Annotated in this window: 28 protein-coding genes and 1 pseudogene; 19 read left to right on the top strand and 10 right to left on the bottom strand. The window is 54.3% G+C overall.

All coding sequences use genetic code 11. The features are described 5' to 3' along the window. Positions 1-303: 303 nt before the first annotated feature. The 5 genes from ACR0K5_RS18000 to ACR0K5_RS17980 all read left to right on the top strand — a co-directional run bounded on the left by ACR0K5_RS18000 (position 304) and on the right by ACR0K5_RS17980 (position 5014). Positions 304-1272 (top strand): UDP-glucuronic acid decarboxylase family protein, encoded by a 969-nt coding sequence (locus ACR0K5_RS18000; RefSeq protein ID WP_480631026.1) that lies wholly within the window; start codon positions 304-306, stop codon positions 1270-1272. A 421-nt stretch (positions 1273-1693) separates the two neighbouring features. Further along, positions 1694-2302 (top strand): carboxymuconolactone decarboxylase family protein, encoded by a 609-nt coding sequence (locus ACR0K5_RS17995; RefSeq protein ID WP_480631025.1) that lies wholly within the window; start codon positions 1694-1696, stop codon positions 2300-2302. A gap of 81 nt (positions 2303-2383) precedes the next feature. Continuing rightward, positions 2384-2512: a hypothetical protein gene (locus ACR0K5_RS17990; protein ID WP_480631024.1), complete on the top strand. Its 129-nt coding sequence runs from the start codon at positions 2384-2386 to the stop codon at positions 2510-2512. A gap of 100 nt (positions 2513-2612) precedes the next feature. Continuing rightward, positions 2613-3536: a polyphosphate kinase 2 gene (gene ppk2, locus ACR0K5_RS17985; RefSeq protein WP_480631023.1), complete on the top strand. Its 924-nt coding sequence runs from the start codon at positions 2613-2615 to the stop codon at positions 3534-3536. 107 nt (positions 3537-3643) lie between these two features. Further along, on the top strand, positions 3644-5014 hold the full coding sequence (locus ACR0K5_RS17980; RefSeq protein ID WP_480631022.1) for an MATE family efflux transporter: 1371 nt from the start codon (positions 3644-3646) through the stop codon (positions 5012-5014). Here the strand turns inward: ACR0K5_RS17980 and ACR0K5_RS17975 are convergent. Both ACR0K5_RS17975 and ACR0K5_RS17970 read right to left on the bottom strand, forming a co-directional pair. Next, positions 5011-5412: a hypothetical protein gene (locus tag ACR0K5_RS17975; RefSeq protein ID WP_480631021.1), complete on the bottom strand. Its 402-nt coding sequence runs from the start codon at positions 5410-5412 to the stop codon at positions 5011-5013. The genes ACR0K5_RS17980 and ACR0K5_RS17975 overlap by 4 nt on opposite strands. A 2-nt stretch (positions 5413-5414) precedes the next feature. Continuing rightward, a complete protein-coding gene (locus ACR0K5_RS17970; RefSeq protein WP_480631020.1) occupies positions 5415-6617 on the bottom strand; it encodes a pyridoxal phosphate-dependent aminotransferase in 1203 nt (400 codons plus the stop codon). A 92-nt stretch (positions 6618-6709) separates the two neighbouring features. On the opposite strand from ACR0K5_RS17970, the gene ACR0K5_RS17965 reads away from it, so the two are divergent. The 3 genes from ACR0K5_RS17965 (at position 6710) to ACR0K5_RS17955 (ending at position 7932) form a co-directional block, all read left to right on the top strand. Beyond that, positions 6710-7102, top strand: coding sequence for a helix-turn-helix domain-containing protein (locus ACR0K5_RS17965; RefSeq protein ID WP_480631019.1), 393 nt, complete (start codon positions 6710-6712; stop codon positions 7100-7102). A 29-nt stretch (positions 7103-7131) separates the two neighbouring features. Then, positions 7132-7356: a succinate dehydrogenase assembly factor 2 gene (locus ACR0K5_RS17960; protein WP_480631103.1), complete on the top strand. Its 225-nt coding sequence runs from the start codon at positions 7132-7134 to the stop codon at positions 7354-7356. 78 nt (positions 7357-7434) lie between these two features. Further along, entirely contained in the window at positions 7435-7932 is a 498-nt protein-coding gene (locus ACR0K5_RS17955) for a MarR family winged helix-turn-helix transcriptional regulator (RefSeq protein WP_480631018.1), read from the top strand. 113 nt (positions 7933-8045) lie between these two features. On the opposite strand, the gene ACR0K5_RS17950 is transcribed toward ACR0K5_RS17955, so the two are convergent. After that, positions 8046-8729 carry a DUF1194 domain-containing protein gene (locus ACR0K5_RS17950; protein ID WP_480631017.1) on the bottom strand — a complete coding sequence of 228 codons (684 nt, stop codon included), beginning with the start codon at positions 8727-8729 and terminating at the stop codon, positions 8046-8048. Positions 8730-8746: 17 nt separating this feature from the next. Next, positions 8747-9175 carry a VOC family protein gene (locus tag ACR0K5_RS17945; protein ID WP_480631016.1) on the bottom strand — a complete coding sequence of 143 codons (429 nt, stop codon included), beginning with the start codon at positions 9173-9175 and terminating at the stop codon, positions 8747-8749. A 177-nt stretch (positions 9176-9352) separates the two neighbouring features. On the opposite strand from ACR0K5_RS17945, the gene thyX reads away from it, so the two are divergent. The 3 genes from thyX to ACR0K5_RS17930 all read left to right on the top strand — a co-directional run bounded on the left by thyX (position 9353) and on the right by ACR0K5_RS17930 (position 11602). Beyond that, positions 9353-10114, top strand: coding sequence for an FAD-dependent thymidylate synthase (gene thyX, locus ACR0K5_RS17940; protein ID WP_480631015.1), 762 nt, complete (start codon positions 9353-9355; stop codon positions 10112-10114). Positions 10115-10240: 126 nt separating this feature from the next. After that, a complete protein-coding gene (locus tag ACR0K5_RS17935) occupies positions 10241-11074 on the top strand; it encodes a thymidylate synthase (protein WP_480631014.1) in 834 nt (277 codons plus the stop codon). Positions 11075-11077: 3 nt separating this feature from the next. Continuing rightward, a complete protein-coding gene (locus ACR0K5_RS17930; RefSeq protein WP_480631013.1) occupies positions 11078-11602 on the top strand; it encodes a dihydrofolate reductase in 525 nt (174 codons plus the stop codon). A gap of 439 nt (positions 11603-12041) precedes the next feature. Here ACR0K5_RS17930 and ACR0K5_RS17925 read toward each other — a convergent pair whose 3' ends face one another. Next, positions 12042-12983: a tetratricopeptide repeat protein gene (locus ACR0K5_RS17925; protein WP_480631012.1), complete on the bottom strand. Its 942-nt coding sequence runs from the start codon at positions 12981-12983 to the stop codon at positions 12042-12044. A gap of 534 nt (positions 12984-13517) precedes the next feature. On the opposite strand from ACR0K5_RS17925, the gene ACR0K5_RS17920 reads away from it, so the two are divergent. From ACR0K5_RS17920 to ACR0K5_RS17895, 6 genes and pseudogenes are all read left to right on the top strand, one after another. Then, a complete protein-coding gene (locus ACR0K5_RS17920) occupies positions 13518-13760 on the top strand; it encodes a hypothetical protein (RefSeq protein ID WP_480631011.1) in 243 nt (80 codons plus the stop codon). 23 nt (positions 13761-13783) lie between these two features. Then, positions 13784-15424, top strand: a complete 1641-nt coding sequence (locus tag ACR0K5_RS17915; RefSeq protein WP_480631010.1) for a sulfatase-like hydrolase/transferase — start codon at positions 13784-13786, stop codon at positions 15422-15424. Positions 15425-15492: 68 nt separating this feature from the next. Further along, positions 15493-16239: a hypothetical protein gene (locus tag ACR0K5_RS17910; RefSeq protein ID WP_480631009.1), complete on the top strand. Its 747-nt coding sequence runs from the start codon at positions 15493-15495 to the stop codon at positions 16237-16239. Between the two features lie 294 nt (positions 16240-16533). Next, positions 16534-16863 carry a hypothetical protein gene (locus ACR0K5_RS17905; RefSeq protein WP_480631008.1) on the top strand — a complete coding sequence of 110 codons (330 nt, stop codon included), beginning with the start codon at positions 16534-16536 and terminating at the stop codon, positions 16861-16863. A gap of 884 nt (positions 16864-17747) precedes the next feature. Further along, positions 17748-18029 (top strand): annotated as a pseudogene (locus ACR0K5_RS17900) (FAD-dependent thymidylate synthase); the annotation flags it as partial. Between the two features lie 168 nt (positions 18030-18197). Next, a complete protein-coding gene (locus tag ACR0K5_RS17895; RefSeq protein ID WP_480631007.1) occupies positions 18198-18398 on the top strand; it encodes a hypothetical protein in 201 nt (66 codons plus the stop codon). Positions 18399-18483: 85 nt separating this feature from the next. Here ACR0K5_RS17895 and ACR0K5_RS17890 read toward each other — a convergent pair whose 3' ends face one another. Beyond that, the gene (locus ACR0K5_RS17890) at positions 18484-18690 is read right to left on the bottom strand and encodes a cold-shock protein (protein WP_008758035.1); all 207 of its coding nucleotides are present in this window, start codon (positions 18688-18690) and stop codon (positions 18484-18486) included. Between the two features lie 214 nt (positions 18691-18904). Between ACR0K5_RS17890 and ACR0K5_RS17885 the strand changes: the two genes are divergently transcribed. After that, positions 18905-19222, top strand: a complete 318-nt coding sequence (locus ACR0K5_RS17885; protein WP_480631006.1) for an ArsC/Spx/MgsR family protein — start codon at positions 18905-18907, stop codon at positions 19220-19222. Positions 19223-19263: 41 nt separating this feature from the next. After that, on the top strand, positions 19264-19632 hold the full coding sequence (locus ACR0K5_RS17880; RefSeq protein WP_480631005.1) for a hypothetical protein: 369 nt from the start codon (positions 19264-19266) through the stop codon (positions 19630-19632). 1 nt (position 19633) lies between these two features. On the opposite strand, the gene ACR0K5_RS17875 is transcribed toward ACR0K5_RS17880, so the two are convergent. The 4 genes from ACR0K5_RS17875 to ACR0K5_RS17860 all read right to left on the bottom strand — a co-directional run bounded on the left by ACR0K5_RS17875 (position 19634) and on the right by ACR0K5_RS17860 (position 22140). Next, positions 19634-20152, bottom strand: coding sequence for a DoxX family protein (locus ACR0K5_RS17875; RefSeq protein WP_480631004.1), 519 nt, complete (start codon positions 20150-20152; stop codon positions 19634-19636). After that, entirely contained in the window at positions 20149-20910 is a 762-nt protein-coding gene (locus ACR0K5_RS17870) for an HvfC/BufC family peptide modification chaperone (RefSeq protein ID WP_480631003.1), read from the bottom strand. The genes ACR0K5_RS17875 and ACR0K5_RS17870 overlap by 4 nt, the downstream gene beginning before the upstream one ends. Then, positions 20907-21764, bottom strand: a complete 858-nt coding sequence (gene bufB, locus ACR0K5_RS17865; RefSeq protein ID WP_480631002.1) for an MNIO family bufferin maturase — start codon at positions 21762-21764, stop codon at positions 20907-20909. The genes ACR0K5_RS17870 and bufB overlap by 4 nt, the downstream gene beginning before the upstream one ends. A gap of 73 nt (positions 21765-21837) precedes the next feature. Then, the gene (locus ACR0K5_RS17860) at positions 21838-22140 is read right to left on the bottom strand and encodes a BufA1 family periplasmic bufferin-type metallophore (RefSeq protein ID WP_171177392.1); all 303 of its coding nucleotides are present in this window, start codon (positions 22138-22140) and stop codon (positions 21838-21840) included. Positions 22141-22279: the final 139 nt, after the last annotated feature.

The following is a 22279-nucleotide window of genomic DNA, read 5'->3' as shown; positions in this document are numbered from 1 at the left end:
ATCTCGTTCAAGCCAAGGCAAGTTCAGGGTGGATACTCGCTCCCATCCCATCATTAGCTTTTAGATTGGTTTGAACACCCTTCCTAAATAGTCACACTCATCGCGCCAAACCAAGGAAGCGGAGCGGGCGCGTGCAAGATGCCTAGCAGCATGCACTGGACGGATAGGAAGACACACCCACACCACACGCGCCCTCAAAAAACCAAAATCTACTGCAATTCAAATCCCTTCGGTTTACTAATCAGACCAAGACCCGGCTTCCCCGTGACAAGCTGGCTTGGATTTAACGATTAAGGATTTGCAATGGCCCGCCTTTATAACAGTCGAAAACGTGTTCTCGTAACCGGTGGGGCCGGGTTTCTGGGCTCGCATCTGTGCGACCGGCTTCTGGATCAGGGGCATGAGGTTTTGTGCGTCGACAACCTGTTCACCGGCACCAAGCGCAATATCGACCATCTGCACAGCAACCCGCGGTTCGAGTTCATGCGCCACGATGTGACCTTTCCGTTGTTTGTGGAAGTGGACGAGATTTATAACCTCGCCTGTCCTGCTTCGCCCGTGCATTACCAGCACGATCCGGTGCAGACGACCAAGACCAGCGTGCACGGCGCGATCAATATGCTGGGTCTGGCGAAACGGCTGAAATGCAAGATCTTCCAAGCCTCGACCTCTGAGGTGTACGGCGACCCGACCATCCATCCGCAGACCGAAGATTATTGGGGCAACGTCAACCCGGTTGGTCCGCGATCCTGCTATGACGAGGGCAAACGCTGCGCCGAGACGCTGTTCTTCGACTATCACCGGCAGATGGGGCTGGAGATCAAGGTGGCCCGCATCTTCAACACGTACGGTCCCAGAATGCACCCCGCCGATGGGCGCGTTGTGTCGAATTTCATCATGCAGGCCCTGACCGGCGAACCGATCACAATCTTTGGCGACGGCACGCAAACCCGGTCTTTCTGTTACGTGGATGACCTGATCGAAGGCTTCATCCGCCTGATGGAGACCGACAAGGACGTCACCGGCCCGGTCAATCTGGGCAATCCCAATGAGTTCTCGATGAACGAACTGGCCAGCGAAGTGCAGACGCTTGCGGGGGCGGAAACCCCCGTCAACTTTAGGGAGCTGCCGGAAGATGACCCGAAACAGCGTCAGCCCGATATAACTCTGGCGCGGACCCTGCTGGGCTGGGAGCCCAAAGTTCAGCTGAAAGAAGGTCTGGTCGCAACCATAGGGTATTTCCGCGAGCTTCAGGCGGAAGTTAGCAACTAAGCTCAGGACCTCGATAACGCGGCCTTCGCTGTCGCGCGGCTTTGTGCGGGAGGATTGATCCGCCAAAGCCGCGTAGTTGTATCTGTTCCTGGTCAAAAGAGATCAGACTGTTCGCCGCTCGTTTTTCGAATAATGGAACATGTGACCACCGGGAAACCAATGGGTCCTGACCTTGGCTGCATTTGGTCGCCCGTATCGAGCGTCAGAGTTCCACCTGCGGGACTGCACCGGACGTGATTTAGCTCTGATGACGCGGGTTCCGGTTTGGGCTGACTTCAATCCCATGCTCTTTTGCCGTGGGTTTGTAAAAGGATGACCTGTCAGAGCTTTGGTGCAAGAGTCTCGTCCGGTTTTCCTCGCCAATTTCTCAACACGCACATAGTCTCAGGACATCAAACAAAAAACCGCAACGGAAACTCACATGAGCTGGATCAACACCATCCCTTTCGAACAGGCCACGGGCAGGCTGAAGAAACTCTACGACCGCGTCACCGGTCCCGAAAACAATGTGGACAACATCATGATGGCGCATTCGTTGCGGCCGCATTCGATGGAAGGCCATATGGCGATCTACAAGGCGGTGCTGCATCATTCGGGCAACAAGATACCGAAATGGTTTCTCGAGGTGCTGGGCGTGTGGGTCAGCTCTCTGAACCGATGCGGATATTGCGTCGAACATCATTTCGCCGGTTTGCAGCGGTTGCTTGGCGACAAAGCGAGAGGAAATGCGATCCGCGCGGCAATTGAGGCGCGCGATCCGGCAGCCGCCCCACTGGATGCAGCGCAGGTGGCGGCGATGACCTATGCACTAAAACTTACTGAGGCTCCGGGCGATCTGGTCGAGGCGGATGTGGCTGCTTTGCGCGAGGCGGGGTGGGATGATGGGGAAATCCTCGAAATCAATCAGGTCTGTTCTTACTTCTCTTATGCGAACCGGACGGTTCTGGGCCTGGGATGTTCGACGGATGGGGACGAACTGGGTTTGTCGCCGAACAACTCTGACAACCCTGACGATTGGGGCCACCGATAAAGTCAGAGGTAAGAGGTGAATGGCCACTGCGGCAAACCATTGGGGCACCAACTTTGGCCACGGCCCCATTGGCCGTGGGACATGAAAAAAGCGATCCGCAAGATGTGGAGCAAGATCAGGCGATGCACGGATGCAGATGGAACTGCCGTTCAATCCGACAAGAACAGGTGTGTATTGGAAACCCCGATTGGAACCGCTGAACCGGTGTAGAATTTATGGGTTTTTGAGGTATCAATTTGACCCCAATCAATGCGCATCCACGGCCTTTCTGCTAGCCCTCTCTCAGGACAGTAGAAAAAGGAAAAGATGTATGGAAGCCATTGCTCCGGTCGAAGTGAAAACCCCTCAGATCAAGGCCGTACCGGCCAATACTACAGAGCCCGCAACGCCCAGCCCCGAAAAAATCAGGCAGGCGTTTGAAAGCGGAAAGTACCCCTACGGCCGCAAGATGGCGCGATCCGCCTATGAAGCGCAAAAAGCCAAGCTTCAGGCAGAGCTGCTGAAGGTTCAGTTGTGGGCGCAGGAGACAGGGCAGCGGTTCGTTCTGTTGTTTGAGGGGCGCGATGCCGCTGGCAAGGGCGGTACCATCAAACGGTTCATGGAGCATCTGAACCCGCGTCAGGCTAGGGTGGTCGCTTTGAACAAACCCACCTGGGAAGAGAAGGGGCAGTGGTATTATCAGCGCTATATTCAGGAACTACCTACAGTTGGCGAAATGGTGTTCTACGACCGGTCCTGGTACAACCGAGCGGGTGTTGAACGGGTGATGGGCTTCTGCTCGCCCAACGAATACCTGGAGTTCATGCGTCAGACACCGGAAATGGAGCGGATGCTGGTACGCTCAGGCATCCAGCTGTACAAATACTGGTTCTCGGTTACTCAGGAAGAGCAGCAGCGCCGTTTCAAAAGCCGCGAAACTGATCCTCTGAAACAGTGGAAGCTGTCGCCCATCGACAAGGCCAGCCTTAGCAAATGGGATGACTATACCGAAGCCAAAGAGGCGATGTTCTTCTACACTGACACAGCGGACGCGCCGTGGACGATCATCAAATCGAATGACAAGAAACGTGCGCGCCTGAACTGCATGCGGCATTTCCTGTCGACATTGGACTACCCGGGTAAGGATCACGACATCGTAGATGAGCCCGATCCATTGATCGTAGGGCAGGCGCATCACGTCATTCACCGGTCTGAGCATATATTGGGCACAACATTGCATCCGGACGCCCGTTAATCGCCAGGGTGCCCGCTCTTATCATGCGAGTGGGCATCAGAGTCTCATATTGAAATATTGCTGATCTACTCTTGTCCCGCGCCAAGCCCGCGCATAAGGCTGGTGCAATGACAAAAGTGATGACATATCCGGCCCATTTCCGGGCGATTGCAGTGCTTGGCCTGCCGCTGGTCGGGGGCCATCTGGCGCAGTTTGCCATCGGTTTGACCGATACCATCATGCTGGGCTGGTACGGGGTCGAGGCGCTGGCGGCGGTCACCTTGGCCAGCAGCTATTATTTCGTGCTGTTTTTGTTTGGTGCGGGGTTTGGCTGGGCAGTCATGCCAATGGTTGCCACCGCAGCGGCGGAAGGGGACGAAACCAGCATTCGCCGCTCGACCCGTATGGGTTTGTGGCTGTCACTTTTGTACGCTGTGGCAGTAATGCCTTTGCTGTGGTGGTCCTATCCGATCCTGATCGCCATGAAACAGGAGCCGCAAGTCGCTGAAACGGCGTCTGAATATTTGCGTGTCGCTGGTTGGGGATTGTTTCCGGCCCTGCTTGTGATGGTGCTGAAGTCCTACCTTGCGGCATTGGAACGGACGCAGATTGTTCTGTGGATCACGGTCGCGGCGGCATTTGTGAACGCGGTGACCAACTATGCGCTTATCTTCGGCAATTGGGGCGCACCGGAACTGGGCGTGATGGGGGCGGCGATCGCGTCGATCGCGACGCAGGTTGTTTCACTGGTGGCGGTTGTTTTCTACGTGGTTCGGACACTGCCCGAGCACAGCCTCTTCCAACGCTTCTGGCGGCCGGATTGGGAAATGTTCGCCAGCGTGTGGAAGTTGGGCGTACCTATCGGCCTGACCACCCTGGCCGAGGTGTCGCTGTTTGCAACATCAGCCGTAATGATGGGTTGGCTGGGTCAGGTCCCTCTGGCCGCGCATGGGATCGCGCTGAACCTGGCTTCGGCGACCTTTATGGTGCATCTGGGGTTGTCAAACGCCGCCACGATCAGAGCAGGCAATGCGCTGGGCCGACGGGACAGGGCGCATCTTGAAAAAGGTGCAATTGCCGTAACGGGCATGTCTCTGGTCATGTCCATTCTGACGATTATTCTGTTTCTGACCTGTGCCGAACCGCTGATTTCATTGTTCATGGAGGCGGATGACCCGCAGCGCGGGCAAATCCTGGCAATCGGGACCGGTTTGCTTGCCATGGCGGCTTTGTTTCAACTGGTCGATGGCGCTCAGGTGATTGCGCTGGGTCTGCTGCGTGGATTGCAAGATGCAAAGATTCCCATGGTCATGGCTGCACTCAGCTATTGGGTCATTGGCATCCCGGCATCGTACTATTTCGGATTTGTCCGACAGATGGACGGAATCGGCATATGGTTGGGGCTGGTTCTCGGTCTGGCCTTTGCAGCTGTTTTGCTGATGGCCCGGTTCTGGATGCACTCGGTGCGGCAGATGCAGGCACCGGCTGAGCCCGCTTAATTTTTGCTAAGTCGGTCAGCCTTTTTACGGACCAGAACTGTGCGTAGATCGTGCATCGCCATCAATAAGCGGTCGGTCACATCCTCAAGCTGTTCGTCGCTTGCCTTAGATTGTGCCCATTGCGTGGTCAGGTTCAGGTGGTCGATAGCGCGATGTATGTCGTCGATGTCGCGCTGGGCCAGTAAGGCCCGGCGCTCTTCCATCCAGCGGTCGATTTCGGCGTGATCCCGATCTGAAAGCGTCCGCTGTCCTTGCGGTTTGACCTCGCCGTTTCGGATGTTGACGACCGCAATCTGGTCCATCTCAATCCGACGCTGTCGGTTTTCCGTATCGATCCGAAATACGGCTGCCCCGTTTTCACGAATGCGAAAGTAGTATTCGGGAAGATCGGCGGACATGTTTACCTCAGAGACGCGCAAAAACGCTGGATGCGACTGCAGGCCTCGGTCAGTGCCGCATCGGATGTAGCGTAGCTGACCCGGAAATTTGGCGAAAGGCCAAAGGCCGCGCCAAACACAACAGCAACATCCGCCTCTTCCAGCAGGGCATTGGCAAAAACCTCATCGTTTTCGATGACCGTTCCGGCAGGCGTCGTTTTGCCAATCAGTCCTGCGATCGAAGGGTAAACATAAAACGCGCCTTCAGGTGTACGGCAGGTGATACCATCAATCTCACTCAACATCCGAACCACCAGATCACGCCGACGTTTGAACGTCTCGTTGTTCGGGGCCAGAAACGCCTGCGTCCCATTCAGCGCTTCAACCGCCGCCCACTGGCTGACCGAGCAGGGGTTCGAGGTTGATTGCGACTGGATCTTGCGCATCGCCGCAATTATTTCGACAGGGCCGGCCGCGTAGCCGATGCGCCAACCGGTCATGGCATAGGCTTTGGATACCCCGTTGCAGGTGAGCGTCCGGTCATACAGACCGGGTTCAACCTCGGCAGGGGTGCAGAATTCAAACCCGTCATATGCCAGGTGTTCGTACATGTCGTCCGACATGATCCAGACATGCGGATGGCGCATCAGGACATCGGTCAAAGCCTTAAGCTCATCCCGGCTATACCCTGCGCCCGTCGGGTTCGAAGGCGAATTGAAGATGAACCACTTTGTCTTTGGGGTGATTGCGGCCTCCAGTTGCTCCGCAGTCAGCTTGAAGCTGTTCCCCAGTGTCGTTTCAACAACAACCGGCGTTCCACCTGCCAGCAAAACCATGTCGGGGTAACTTACCCAATAGGGCGCGGGGATAATAACCTCGTCGCCGTCATTCATGGTTGCCATTAAGGCGTTGTACAGCGTTTGCTTTCCACCGGTTCCGATCGAGATCTGAGCAGGCGTATAATCTAGCCCATGATCGCGCTTCATCTTTGCGCAGGCCGCTTGTTTCAGCTCGGGAATGCCGTCTGGTGCGGTGTATTTGGTCTTGCCCGCGGCAATTGCCGCAACAGCGGCGTCTTTGATGTTCCGAGGCGTGTCGAAATCCGGCTCACCCGCGCTCAGCCCGATGACATTGCGCCCGGCGGCCTTAAGTTCGGCTGCCTTGGCTGTCATAGCGATGGTGGGCGAAGGTTTAACGCGTGACAGTGTCGCAGACAGGAAACTCATGGGTGGCCTCGGTTTGTATGTTCAACCTGACTGTCATAGGGTGCGCCGGAATGACGATCAAGCCGTATAGATAATGTGAATTGGAGACCCGAATGAATGATGAAAACGACTGGTATGGTCCGGAGTCAGCAACATTTGGGGACCGTTTGGCGGGCGCTCGCGAAGCTGCCGGAATGACGCAAGCTGAATTGGCACGCCGGCTTGGTGTCAAGAAAGGGACAATAGCCGATTGGGAAAACGATCTGTCCGAGCCGCGTGCGAACCGATTGTCGATGATGGCAGGAATGGTCAACGTCTCGATTATGTGGCTGTTGACCGGTGAGGGCGAAGGCATGGACGCACCCGTGGAAGAGGGTGAAGGCGGTATGGAACTGTCAACCGCCGTGGCCGAACTGCGCGCCATTCGCGGTGAGATGCGCGCGAGTGCCGAACGTGCGGCACGGCTGGAAAAGAAAATGCGCCTGATGCTGGAGCAGAAGAATTGAGCGAACCCCGGGATGTGCGCATCAAGCGTATGAAAATGCGGTCCATGCGACGCGGGATCAAAGAGATGGACATTATCCTGTCCGCCTATGCAGATCGCAATCTGGCCGAGATGGACGTGGCCGGGCTGGATGTTTATGACGCGCTGCTGCAAGAGAATGATCAGGACCTGTATCAATGGGTCACAGGTCAGGTGCAGCCGCCGGACCAGTTTGCCAGCTTGATTTCGGATATCGCACAAACCTTTCAGAAATAAATAAAAACCCAGCTTAACCGATTTTTCGGATTTTCGGTTCATCGTGTCTCAAACAGCACGACTGAATCGGAGGGTCGGATGAGTTTGGAAATGCAGGTCTCCGGGCTGGGGGTCAAAGGGTTCATAACCAGCTATCTTGAGGCGCTGGCCCTTGTTGAGCGGCTGCACCGGTTGCTGCTGGACGTCATCAAGGATGAATTCGAGCGCGTCGGCGTGCTGGAAATCAACGCGGTTCAGGCGTTGCTGCTGTTTAATATTGGCGATCATGAAGTGACGGCCGGTGAGCTGAAAAGCCGTGGTTACTATCAGGGCAGCAATGTCAGCTACAACCTGAAGAAATTGGTCGAGATGGGGTATATGCATCACCAGAGATGTGAGATTGATCGCCGTTCGGTACGTGTGCGTCTGACGCCGAGGGGCAGGGAAATTCGTGATATCGTTTCCGATCTGTTTGCACGTCACGCCGAAGGGTTGCAAAGCAGAGGGGTGTTGGAGCTTGAAGGTATCGACGATATCACCACGTCGTTGCGACGCGTTGAACGGTATTGGACGGATCAGATCAGGTATATCTACTGATTAGGTCCACGCATCGGACGGAACTAAGCCGTCCAAAACAGGTGCGCGAGCACGGCGGCCTTGCCCAAATTAGGGTCCCGAGAACACACCCACAGAAAAAGGCGATCGAACGCTCAATTATGGCGGTCTTCATCGAATCCACCAATCTGCAAACCACTCAATTCCCGTTTCAGCTTTTTTCGCATGGCGCGTTCGAAGTCTTCAAAACCTTGGGCCACCTCCAAGAAAGCACCGGGACCGTGCAGTACATTGTTCTCGAAGAAAGGGATTAGGAACAATTCTCCTTCGAAATCCGCTGCGTTGATGACCAGCCCGTTGACCACGATCTCTTGGAAAAAGAACCGATTATAAGCGATTTGCGGACCATAACCGTCGTTGTTGGACCCATCACCGGACAGATCAATGGTGTGGAACAGGCAATCCGGCGCGCTGCGCAGCAACTCGGCCCCAAATCTCAGCGCGTGCCCCATGGCAGTGGCTGAGCTTTCGTTGGACCGGGTTGACTGGCTGATCCGGGCGGCGGCAGCCAGCAAGTCGCCCTGATTTTCAATCAGACGCCAGTTCACAATGACATGCTGAGTAGTTTGCCCACTCCATTCGTAAACAGCCAATGCGACGGGTAAAGAAGATGAAAAGAAGGCTTCCTGAACCTCTGGTGCCAGCAGGGCAGCGGCCAGCCCCTGCCGTTGAAGCGCGTCTTCGGCATCGTCGACCGAGACGGAAATGTCCATCGCCAGTGCCAGGGCCAGACGACATTGTTCGGCCTTGATCGGGCTGGCCAGTACGACCAGCCCCAACGCTATGATCCACCGGATTACCAGTGGCCGGAGCTCTCCATACTGGCCCAGGGCTCGGCCGGTTCGAGCGCGTCACCGTTCTGCAGAAGCTCAACCGAGATATTGTCTGGTGAACGCACAAAGGCCATACGACCGTCACGCGGAGGGCGATTGATCGTAACGCCATTGTCCTGAAGGTGCTGGCAGACCTCGTAGATGTTGTCTACGCCATAAGCGAGGTGGCCAAAGTGGCGACTGTCACTTGGGAGGTTGTCGTCGCCATCCCAGTTATAAGTCAGTTCGATCGGCGCGTCTTCTTGTCCTGGAGGGGCCAAGAAGACCAGTGAAAAGCGCCCGGCTTCGCTGTCATATCGGCGCGTTTCCTTCAGGCCCAGAAGTTCATAAAACGCCATGGATTTTTCCAGATCCTTCACGCGGATCATGGTGTGGAGATATGTCAGCGCCATTTTGGCCATCCTTTTCCGACTCAATTTGCCATGAGCTTAGCGCGCCGACCAAATGTGTCGAGAGTGCAGGGCATTGCAAATCGAAAATTGCGCAGGTTACGGCATATATCGCGGTTCCGGTGTTGCGATTGGCGAGATATAGTAGGGGGCGACTCATTGCCAGGAAGAAAAAGTTTGATGCCGCTGTCCACTGACCAACAGGCCGAGATCGAAGCGCAACGCGCGCAATCGCATCCGACACGTCGCGTCGTTTCAGCGGGAATGGTAGATCACCTGTATACCGCGCATCAGGTTCTGGATCACGGTTTTGTCCGCGTGATCGACGACATGGGTAATGATGCTGCCATCTGTCAGGCCGCACGTATGTTTTACGGCAAAGGAACCCGATCGGTTCAGAATGACGAAGGCCTCATCCGGTATCTGGTACGGCACTGGCATTCGACCCCTTTTGAGATGTGCGAAGTCAAACTGCACGTAAAACTGCCTGTCTTTGTGGCGCGACAGTGGATCCGGCACCGGACGGCAGTTGTAAATGAATATTCGGCACGTTGTTCAGTTCTGGACCGTGAGTTCTTTGTTCCCGCACCGGAACATGTGGCGGCCCAGTCAGAAGTGAATAATCAGGGCCGTGGCTCGGCTCAGGAAGGTCAAGAGGCTGCGTGGGTTCTGGACATCCTCAAGGCCGACAGCACCCGGTGCTATGACAATTACGAGTCGATGATCAGCCAGGACGGGCAGCAGGGTCTGGCGCGGATGAACCTGCCTGCAAACATCTATACGCAGTGGTATTGGAAGGTGTTAGGTGATGTTCGAATTCCCTATTTTGTAAAAAATAGTTTTAAGTCATCTATTTGTGATAAAGTGGGAAGCTTACTCCCCATTTTTGAGATGTCAGGCTTTTTCAAACGAGGATGGTTGGGGCGGCTAAGTTTTGTTTAATTTATCGTGCCGCATAGACAGATCTCGTTCCGAGATTAGGTCCGTGAGAACCTCGATGCAATTGCACCATGGTATAAGCTTTGGGGCGATGGCGTCCAAGCTGCGGAAAGAAAGACGAGGACAAAGTTGAAGCAGTATCTAGATGCATTGAACACCATTCTAGAATGTGGTGAAGAATCAACCGACCGCACGGGTACGGGAACAATCTCGTTGTTCGGCTTGCAGTCGCGCTATCGATTGGCGGATGGTTTTCCTTTGGTAACTACCAAGAAGCTACACCTGCGCTCAATTATTCACGAACTTTTGTGGTTCCTGGCCGGCGACACCAACATCAAATATTTGAACGATAATGGTGTCACGATTTGGGACGAATGGGCTGACGAAAATGGTGATCTGGGTCCTGTATATGGCCGTCAATGGCGAGCTTTCCCCACCCTTCAACCGACCGGGCAGGTGAAGGATGGTGAACCCCTGTACTTAGGAAGGGGAGTTGACCAGATCACACAGCTAATCGAAACGATAAAGTCCACACCCGATAGCCGCCGTCTCATTGTTTCTGCATGGAATCCCGGAGATGTTCCGCGCATGGCACTCCCTCCTTGCCATACAATCTGGCAAGTTCGGGTCTTGAACGGTCGCATGCACCTTCAGCTCTACCAACGGTCAGCCGACATGTTCCTTGGCGTTCCATTCAACATTGCATCCTATGCGTTACTTCTTGTGATGCTCGCTCATGTTACTGGCTACAAAGTGGGTGATTTTGTGCACACAATTGGAGATGCCCACATCTACTCCAACCACATGGATCAGGTGAAATTGCAGCTTAGCCGCAAGCCAAAAAGGCTGCCAACCATCCGCATCAAGCGCGATGTGTCATCCATATTTGATTTTCGCTACGAGGACTTTGAGATCGTCGACTATGATCCCGAACCCGCGATCCCAGCGCCAGTGGCGGTCTAAGAAATGATTACATTGATCGTGGCGCGTGCCGAAAATGGAGCAATCGGACGAAATGGCGATATCCCCTGGCATCTTCCCGAGGACTTGAAGTCCTTTCAGCGGGAAACGCTTGGCGGTGCCCTCATCATGGGACGTAACACGTGGGAAAGCCTTCCGGTAAAGCCGCTGCCAAAGCGCCTAAATATCGTTGTTTCCTCACAGTCTGATGCTGCGGACCTTGTGGCTCCCTCGGTGACCGCGGCCGTTCAGATCGCCTCCGATGCGGGTTTTGATCGAATTTATGGCATCGGCGGAGCACGAGTTTACGAAGAAATGATCCCAATGGCGAATAGGCTGATGATTTCCGAGGTCGAAATTCAGGTCCTAGATGCCGATACATTTTTTCCCAGTTTCGATCTGGATTCCTGGCGTTTGATCAATAGGCGATTGTTGCGGTCAGTCGGGCCGAAATGTTGCTTACACGAGTATTTAAGGCGTGGGGCTCCGCAAATTCAGTTGGATACCCAGGAACCAAACGTTCTGAGCTGATTTATCAGGGGTAACGAAAAATGTTCTTACCTTTATCCGTAAATATCGAAGACCCGTCGCAGGTGAGTGAAGAATTTTCCGTATTGAAGGTTATTGGCACGAGCGGTCTTTTTTGAACCAGACCCCGTCTTCTTCCAAGATCGACAAATGTAGCTGTCCAGTGTACTGGGATTCCCCGGACCTGATTGGGTTGACCACCACACTACGGAGTGGCGTTCCCCGTAGTCACCAACTGACCCGGCGAAGCGTCGGGTCTTTTTCGAGTTTCGGACATTCAGCGAGGGCAACCGGTTAGCAGCAAAGCCCCGCATTGCCGAGTTTGTAGAGCTTGATTGTGAAGGTCCGCTTCGGGCTGCCACCAGCCGCTGATTGCAAGGATTAGAACGGTCGTCTAGAGCCAAAGGGTGAGCTTACGAACGCTGAAACGTCAACTAAAGCATCAGTTATTTGGAATCCAATTGGCTTGTTTCATAGCGTCACCAAGTTCTTGCCCATACTTCGGGTCTGCAAAGAGTTTCTCGAACAACTTGTCCACTCGACTGTTAGGCCAGTCACGTGAGAATTGTTCTGACAGGGTCTGAGCTTCACTATCGTTTCCCAACATCTGATGTGATGCCATGAGATAAGCAACAGATACAGGTCCGACGGGGCCGCCTTTCTGGGTCACCTGTTCAAAAGCGGATATTGCACCTTCGAAATCTTTTAGGTGGAACTTCGCAGACCCCATCGCGTTCTGAAACACGTAACCTCTCTCCAGAGCGATTTTCGAAAGCGCTTCTTCACTGATCGCTACAACTTGTTCAAACGAACCTGAGTAGAGTAGGATCAGTGATACAAATTCCAACACATGCACGTCGTTTGGCGCCAATCGCTGCGCTCTTTGTGCAAATTGCAAGGCCTCAGTCCAATCACCTTTGGCAAACTCGACCCATGCCTTTGCGGACTGACTCCAACCTGTTTCGGGGGCTAATTCTAAGGCCCTGTTGGCCTGCGCGTCCGCATAGCCGAGCATTTCCCGCGCCAGATCGGGTTCCGGTGACACTAAAGCAATTGTTGCTGCAACCTGCGCGGCTCCTGCATGGCCTCCGAAATAGCTGTCATCATTTTCGATTGCCCCTTTAAACACGGTCAAAGCCGCGTTAAGTCGCGCGGGCTCTAAGGCGGGAAAGATCAGATCCCTGCCCGAGTTCGCTAAGTTTACAGCCTGAAGCCGCATCGGGGATGCGTCAAAAATAGCGCCTCGCTCGTCACTACTCAAGTCATCGGCTGGAAAGCTCGGCGGAACTTCTCGCATTGTCCACATCAAGGCAAATGCAGAGGCACAACCAACTAGAATGACAATTCCAGCTTTGCCAATGACCGTGCGAGACCATGCACGCACTTTGGTGTCCGGCTTTGGGTTTTCGGGCTGAGCGGCCTCGGTTTCCCTTATCGATATCACCGGAGCATATCCACCCTTTGGCAGGTCAAACATCGTGCACTCGTCACGGCCATCTTTAGCGTAGTATTCGACAAGTTTCCGCCTCAGGCGGCCAGCGTCTACCCGCACCACGTTTTCACGGCGCGCCATCTCTGATATGGAACCGCCATAGACATCCATTGCTATTGTCTTGGCGCGAATGTCATCAGCCCTGCCGTTAAGCGACTCTTCGACTACATATGCAAGAAAGTCCTGCAATCGCTGTGAGCCATCGAAAGTCGAGGACCTGACCAATCGCTGAAGTGCGGCCCGCACATCCTTAGCGTCAGGTGTTCTGCCATCATTTATTGAAGTTGATGTGTTTCCCGATAAGTTCATTTTTTCAGTAATTTACATCTCCTATTATACCGTATTATGCCCCGATATACCTTTTGGGAGAAGTGAATTCGGCGTTCAATTAGGGAAACCTGCTGAATCTACAAACGCGCTTTCCAAATGAAATCTGATGTCTTTGACGCCAAGTTTCCTGACCACCAATCCGCAATAGCGGACTTGCGGAGTGTGGACACGGAGTTCGACGAAATCTGCCGGGACTACCAACTTCTCAGTGACGAGTACCTTGCCTTGAACACTGAGCCCGGAAGCCAATCGTTCAATTTTGCCTGCGATATCCGTGAAACGCTGAAAGGTCTTCAGGATGAAATTGCTCAATCGCTGCGACGTGCAGGGAAGATGTAATTCAAATAGGGAAGGGGATACCGATGAGACCAATACTGAAACAAGCCTCAGCCATGGTGCTGATGGCAAGCGCAAGCTTTGCGCAGGATGCGCCCATAATTCATGATGGAGAGTTTGAGTTTCTACGCGCACAGTTTGGCGAGCAATGGGACGCTCAAGACACAAAAGTTGAACAGAAGCTTTCCGAGATTCGGGATGCAAATGGCGGCAAACCACCCAATATCCTCTACATTTTGATCGACGATGTTAGCTTTGGTCAGATGGGCAACCGGACAATGAACTACGTCACCGGTTTCGATACGCCAAACATCAACGATTTCGCTGCGGAAGGCATGTCTTTGATGCGAATGTACACTGAGCCATCCTGTACGCCGACACGAACGGCGATGTTAACCGGTCGTCACCCCGTGCGAGCGGGCGTTGAAGAGGTCAAGGTTGCTCTGGTTGGCGAAGGTCTTGCGGCAGAAGAAGTCACGATTGCTGAAATTCTGAAGGAAGAAGGGTACAATACTGCGCATGTCGGCAAATGGCATCAGGGCGATATTGAACAGGCCTACCCACACAATCAGGGATTCGATTGGGCAGCCTTTCCCTTACATCAACAGGTTCAGCTTAGCCTGATGACGCGGGATGCAATGGTCGCCAACAACATGCTTGGTTACCATCCGTCGGGGCAGTCCAACCAGTTTCAATTGGACGAGCGGTTCAAACCCTATGGCCTTGTGACCGGCGTTGAAGGTGAAGCGGGCGGCCTGGCTCGCGAGGTCGACATGGCACCTGGCGAAGAATGGACCCAGGCAAAATACGAAGAAATGAACCTGCGCTACCAGCGACAGGCATTGGAACAGCTGGATCACCTCGCCTCGCAGGACGATCCGTTCTTTATGCAATATTGGCCGCTCTATCCGCTGAACTTTGCTTATCCTGATCAAGCCGTGTCTCGCAACGGTGGTTTTCATGCAGACAAATTGCAGGTTCTGGACGGCTGGATCGGCGAGGTTCTGGCCAAACTGGATGAAACCGGCAAGGCAGATAATACCGTCGTTATGATCATGGCTGACAATGGTTTGATGTACCATTACGAAGGAACGTCAGGCCTTAATCAACTGATTTATCGCGGTGGCAAGACACAGCACCTCGAAGGCGGCGTGAGAACCGATGCCTTCATCCGGTGGCCCGGCGCCATCGAGGCGGGCAGCGCGGCAGGCGACATCGTGCATGTATCGGACCTTTTCACTACCTTCGCCCGTATAGCAGGTGCGACAGACCATATTCCACGCGACCGTGTCATTGATGGCATCGACCAGACCGCACTATTGCTTGAGGGAGAAGGTAATTCGCGCCGTGACTACGTCTATGTGTACGAAGGGCCGGTTTTGCGCTCGGTCGTAAAGCAAGAGTTCAAGATGCATCTGCCAGCCCCCGGTCAGCCCGGCGCGGCCGCCCCTGTCTTCAATGTCTATCGCGATCCACGTGAAGAACATCCGCTTGTCGGGTATTCGCTGTGGTCCGGGGCGTCATTCCAGGACATGTTGAAGCGCCACCAGAAGTCCATCGAAAAGCACCCTCACAAACCGCTCGGCAAGGGTGTCCCCTATGAGGGAATTGAAAACCTCAGGCCCGAAAGCGAATTGGCCCGAGAAGTCTTTTCTAGCTGGCAATGACGAACTTGAGACGGCGGTGCCGAGACGCCGCCGTCTAACTGGTCGCATGAATTTTTCCAAGGTGTGCTATGACCCGCATCTCCCTTCATCTGGCAGTCTTAACCTCGGCGTTACTCGTGACGGCTTCTACCACCAAAGCCGAGGAAAACGCGTCAAATCCACTGGCGGCGGTTAACAACACGGACATTCGCTATCAATATTTCGAACTGGAAGGGGGGGCAGACCGTCAGGATATGTTCATCGATGGCGCATACATGCTGCGCCCCGATCTGAAGCTAAAATACGAGCTACATTACAATTCAACGAATGTGACGGGAGTGAGGTTCGATGGGTTCGAAAAGACCAGCTTTAAGCTGATCTACTTCCCTTCCCAAAGTCCCTTGAATGACACATGGACCGTCAAATCCGCGCTCGGTTTGGAATGGATACTTGATTTCGGCGACCCCGATGAGGGCATTGGCACCGGGTCTGATCAAATCGCTCCGTTCGGAGGGTTCGCCTTTGCAAACACAAACAGTGGGCTGACACTGATCCCTCTGGTCCAGCATTTCGCATCTTACAATGGACCGACCGATGTCAGCCAAACCGCGATGCGCCTAATTGCACTTCAGCCATTTGGTGAGGGGTATTGGATCAAAGCAGATTTGAAAGCGCCCTATGATTGGGAGAATGACGCCTGGCCCGCGACCGCAGAATTCCAGATCGGTAAGAACCTGAGCCCCGGAGTAGCCCTTTATGCAGATGTGCTGATCGGGATCGGTGCTGATCGCCCCTATGACCAAGGCGCCGGGATCGGACTTAGGTTCAATTACTAAGTCGCATTTTCCTAAAGGACGCAGTCATGTCTCATACCGCATCACTCAGCGCCATGGTACTTTAGATAAGGCTTATGGCTCTGCCAGCGTATGTGTCTGCTCAACCATTACCAGCGCCTGGTCAAGACGAAACCGGTTGGCGTCATGGAGGTTCTTTCTATCTTTTTTCCCCCTAGGAACCTCAGGTACATCAACCGTGGCAAGGCAATCCACTGAGCTGGATCTGGACCTCCTCGGCGTTCTGGATGCACTCGATTTCGCGGCAGCAGGTCGGTATGAGGCGTGGAGGGGTATTTGGGGATCGTTTTGGATGCCAAACACGTAGGGATCGAACAAGATACCGCTTTGCCCGGACCTTTGGGTGCCGCGGGTAACGTCGAAGTTCGTCATAAATGGTTTGGTGTTCTGGCAGCTTACTGGATCGCAGATGGTACATATGGTGCGAACAACTTGCGCCACGCAGGCGATACCCAAGGTGGCCTGAGATACAACTCCATCCGTCAGGAAATCGACAAGACAAATACAGATCCGGGAAATCCACCCGCACTAGGCGGTGATCGGGAACGGATTCTACACCTTAACGGCCCAAGTTGGGGGCTGGGTCACCATAAACCAAGAGTGTGACGCAATAAGTCCCGACCCGTTCAAGATCGAGGAACTTTGGTACGTCCGAAAGGCGCAAGCACAACAAGTCTCCCACGCGCAAGCCACCAAACAACATTAGTCCGGTTGCGATCCTGTTGCGTGGTGTGCTTTGGTCACGCACGAAATCGGCAAATACCTCGATTTCAGGAATTTTTATGTTTTTTCCAACCGTTTACGTAGTTCGTCGCGGTCGAACTAGGAATTGTTGTCAGTAGCTTGATATGGTGCAAGAGTACTTCTTTCGTATTCCCCGTGCCACGCAAAACGCAAGAAATGCGTTCGGAAGCCAAATTCTAGTTTTGATTATGCGCGGGTTGACGCAGCGAAGATCGGGCTTCCGTTTGTCCATCATGTCGGATTCATGTTCTTCCAGAGACCCGTAGAGGTTTTCAGATGCGTCACGATATTGTCGTATGTTCGAATAGCTGAAGCGCTCTGGGTTTTGCTCTTCGTTTCCTCGCATTTTGACCAAGCGATTAAGTGCAAAAGTGCAGTGTGATATACTTCCAGTGTCTTAACGCTGTGAGCTTTGTAGCCTATTATTATTGCTCCATCTATTTGCTGCCGACAGTGAGTTGGCGCGTTTTGTCCGATGCCCTGAGGACATTTGGAAGAAAACCTTCGGCCAGCGCCACTATGACATCTTTGGACGCGAGCATGATTTCATCAGATATCTTGCAGGCATATGTTGGTGCAACAAACGATCTTTCAGATGTCGGTGGGGGAGACGCTCGCACATATTTGTGCGGAGCAAAATCTCGAGGGTGAAAACCGAGGACATGATCGGTTTCTGAATCTGATTTCACGAGTGTAGGTGACAGAAACTACGGGTCAATAATTGGAAAAAATCGAAGAGTACCTAAAAGGTGGATCTGCACAACCTGTTCCACTTCCTGCGACCGCGCGCTGACCCTCATACGCAGTACGAAATCCGCGTCTACGCTGATGCGATGTGCAAGATCTTCGCCGATTGGGTGCCGTTTGCTTACAAAGCTTACGAAGACGACCGGCTGGGTGCGGTCAACTTATCCGCTCAGATGGTCGAAAGCCTTCGAAACATGCTGGCGGGTGAAGCAGTTACGCAAGAAAGCTCGGGAATGACGGCCCGGGAATGGCGCGCTTTCGAAGAGATTATCCGGAAGTAGGAGTTGGAATCGCATAGCTTTTGTCTATACACATTATCGTGGAGCCGTTACATTGGTTCCATGGCTGATCTTTCGAAGCTTGCGATACTATATTTAATTTCTGGGCTTGCATCCCCTGCGCAGGCTAAGTCGCCCATTGCGGAGATTTTGTGTGAGCCAACGCCTCGATTGCATCAGAAACTTGAACGGCAATTCGGGGCAGAACGTGTGGCGACGGGCGTGCGTGGGCCAGAGCAGATCATGGAAGTCTGGACAAACCAGCACGGCGATTGGACCATGGTTGTGAGCTATGCGACCGGCACATCCTGCATCGTGGCAATGGGCGAACATTGGCACAATCACGCAGACGCAAAACCCGCGCGAGGATAATGGAACAAGACCGGTGGGGGGTGGGTGACGGCCGGAAATTGGCCGTCCTCCTTAATTCATCATCCCGCGTTTGGCGGGCGTGTCGTTACAACGGCTTCAAATCAGCAGCCATTTGGCGACCGTCGCGTCCGTCCTGCAACTCGTATGAGACCTTTTGATTGTCTGCGAGTCCGGTCAGGCCGGACCGTTCTACGGCCGAGATATGTACAAACACATCTTTGCCCCCTTCGTCAGGGGCAATAAATCCATAGCCTTTGGTGGTATTGAACCATTTCACGGTGCCGGTTGGCATGTCCCGTGTCTCCTTCTACTTACGCATTGTCCCACAAATTGGTGGGGGCTGTGGTGAGCGACATCGCAAACCCGACTGTTTCGCTCTTATTGAACAGTCCAATTTACATGTTTCACCTTTTTCAACATTGCACGGTGAAGTAAAAAATCAAGAATAACCGCCGGAAACTGGCAAGTTTGCCTAAAAAGCAATCAAATGCAGGAGCAGAAATGACATGTACCTTTATGGGTTAAAGAACTGTGACACTTGTCGCAAGGCATTGAAATTGTTGCCAGACGCAAAGTTTGTCGATGTCCGCAGTGATGGCGTGCCGGAATCTGTGCTATCGCAGGCTTTTGCCGAGTTCGGCGATGCTTTGCTCAATACAAGGTCGACAACATGGCGCGGATTGGATGACAACCAGCGCGCGACGGCACCCCTGGAGCTTCTGAAAGTGCATCCGACTCTTATGAAGCGGCCGTTGATCGAGAAAGATGGGAACCTGCTTCTCGGCTGGTCGGCTGAAACAAAAGCGCGGCTTGGTATTTCCTGAGCGGATGCTTATGTGCCTGCATGTAAAAGCGAGGTTGTTCAATGCGTAATGCCGCCATGATTTTGGGCGTTATTGCCGGGCTGATCGGTATGATCGTCGGGTTTTTCGGATATGCGAAGGTGGTCGTGATAGATCACGTCGGTGAGATAGACGGAGTTCTAAGTCAGGTCGACAACCCTGATCTGATTCAAGCCGTTTCAATCATTGCGCCTTTGTTGGCCATTGCCGGGGGGGCTATGGCGCCTGCGCGGGCTTTTATCGCCGGTGTCTTGCTGCTGATTTCGGCGGGGGCAATGTATTATGCATTTGGATTTGGTGTGTTCACCATGTTCCCGATTGCGTTTGCCGCAGTTGCCGGGGTGCTTGGGCTGGCGGCAGGTAAACCGGACCAGCCCAAAGCGCATTTCTAGGTTATTTCAGGCGCAGGATCCGATCGAGTGAGATCGGGCCTGCACCGTTGATCACGATCACCAGCATCAGGAATGTCCACATTGTGCGCTGATCCATAATGGATGGCGCTGCGTCGAACAGGCTGCCCAGTTTCACGCCGTGGCCAGTAACATCGACCAGAGTCTGTACCCAGATGAAGCCGATCATGGCCAGAGCGGCCAGACGTGTGAACAAGCCAACCAGCAGCAATGCAGGCAGGACGAATTCGGCGACCGTTCCGAAGAAGATGACGATGCGCTGGAAGAATGTCATCTGCGAGACATCCCACAGCACTGCTTCAGCCGCTTTAGGGAAAATCTGACCGAAGGCTCCGCTGGACGGTGAAAAGATCGAGCCGTCGATCTTCAGCATGGCTGAGTTCCAGTAATAGACCAGAAGGACCGCGATAAAGACCAGCCGCGCCAGCGTGGGGGTCAGCCAGTTGGACGCAAGGTCCACCTTTCCCAGAACGTTGTTGTGAAGTGAGATCAGGGCAGTCATGTCTCCAGCCTTTCGATAGTCACAGAAGTTATTGCACCGCCCTGCAGAAGCAGTGCCAGAGTGGTTCCAAGGTCGAATTCCGGCAGTTCCGCCGCGGTTTTCTCAAACGCTTCGCCGATCATGTCGCCACTTTGCATATGGGCGATCCAGTCGGCTCCGCCAGCGGGCAGCAGTTGGGGAATGGGATCGAATTCCGGGCGCGTGATCAGCACATCCTCGGCGCGCGCATCCGGTTTTGGCGCACCTGCTTCGGTGTTAAAGCGCCAAATCGCGTGAACGGGCCAGTCCGACCGGATCACCTGCATAGCCGGGGCGAAGCGTAGCCTGGCCTGCATGACTTGCTCGGGGTCTACTGCCAAGGCGTCCGCCGGAGCAGGCTGACTGTCGGCCGCGTGGTAAGAGTTGCGCAGGGCAAGTTCCAGCCGCGCCACATCCGGCAGGTAACCAAGATGCGAAAGCTGCTGCATTCCAGCCAGAAATTCGGGAAACGCTTCACCGTAGTACATCATCAATGGTGAGGATGGCGGGTGCTGACGCAAAAATATCCCGGCCAGCCCGTCCATATTCTGTGCCCCCAGCAACTTGGTGATGACCGGAAATGCCTGATGCATGGCCTCGGTCAAAGAAACCGCGACATTGTTGCGATAAACGCTGAAACGACGACCGGCTGGTTGCGCCTCAGCGTCCAGCAAACCCTCGGGGACAGGTGCCGAGGCATCCATCATGGCCGCGCGAAATTCGGATTGCGATACACTCATGCCGGAATCCGTTCCAGTGCCGCCTGCGCACGAACGGCCTCTTCTCGCAAAACGGGCCAGTCGGGGACGTCCGTGTCCCATTCGATCAGGACGGGCTTCGGCCCCGAACGTTCCAGCACGTAATCCAACAGGGCCCAGACCGGATCGACGACTTCGCGCCCGTGGCTGTCGATCAGCAGAGGACAGCCGTGGTCGTCTTCGTCTTCATCATGGCCGCCAAGATGAATTTCGCCCACTTTCTCCAACGGGTAGGCATCGATATAGCCCTGAGGTGAAAAGTCCAGATTGGTGGCCGAAACAAACACGTTGTTCACATCCAGCAAGAGACCACAACCGGTACGGCGCGCAATTTCACGCAGAAAATCGGGCTCGGACCACGTGCTTTCTTCAAATGCCAAGTAGCTTGAAGGGTTTTCCAGAAGCATCTGCCGCCCGACAGTGTCCTGTACCTGATCGATATGCTCGCATACACGCGTCAGGGTTGCGTCGGTATAGGGCAGGGGCAGCAGGTCGTTGTAGAAATGGGTGTCATGGGTGGACCAGGCCAGATGCTCGGAAAAGCTGGCGGGCTCCAGCCAGCCGACCAGACGTTTCAACCGGGCCAAATGATCGGGGTCCAGCGCGCCTTCGCCACCAATGGACAAGCCAACGCCGTGGACCGAGATCGGGAATTGTTCGGAAAGGTGGCGCAACTGCGCCAAAGGCCGGCCGCCGTCGCCCATATAGTTCTCGGCATGGATTTCCAGCCATGCAACAGGCTGTGCGTGTTCAAGTATCTGAGCAAAGTGTTGCGGTTTGTATCCAACACCTGGCGCTGCGGGCAGGCGATTTGACCGGTGGGCATCATCCAACATGGGCCAGTTCCTTGATCACGAAAGGGAAGGGGCGGGCGATGGTGCCCGCCCCCTTGAACTCGTTAGGCCGTTCTTATGCCGGCAGGTCGCGATCCTGAGCTTCCAGCGAGCCTTTGCGTGGAGTGCCGTCTGCCTGTGCGGGCAGTTCGATATCCGCGCAGGTACCTGCGTCAACCAGGGTCCATGCGTTGCCCTGATAATCGACGGTCGAGGTGCCCGCGCAAGTGGTGCCGGGGCCTGCGGCGCAGTCATTCTGACCGGCCAGCGATACGCCATAGCACTTTTCTTTTGCCTGAGCGGTTGCTGTGGTTGCGGCACCCGATACGGCGGCTGCGACTGCGGTTGCGATAACCAGGGACTTGGCTGTGTTCGACATCTCGGTAATCCTCTTGATGACTGGGTATGTCTGCTTGTGACAATGACAAAGGTAGTAGCTTGGTGGACAGAGTTGAATTCACGAGCCCGTGTCTCACAAGCACGTCAGGGGGCGGCGTGCCCTCTTGCAGCGTAATATA

It is taken from the genome of Ruegeria sp. AB9 (assembly GCF_056542585.1).
This window is presented reverse-complemented; position numbering and strand designations above follow the sequence as displayed.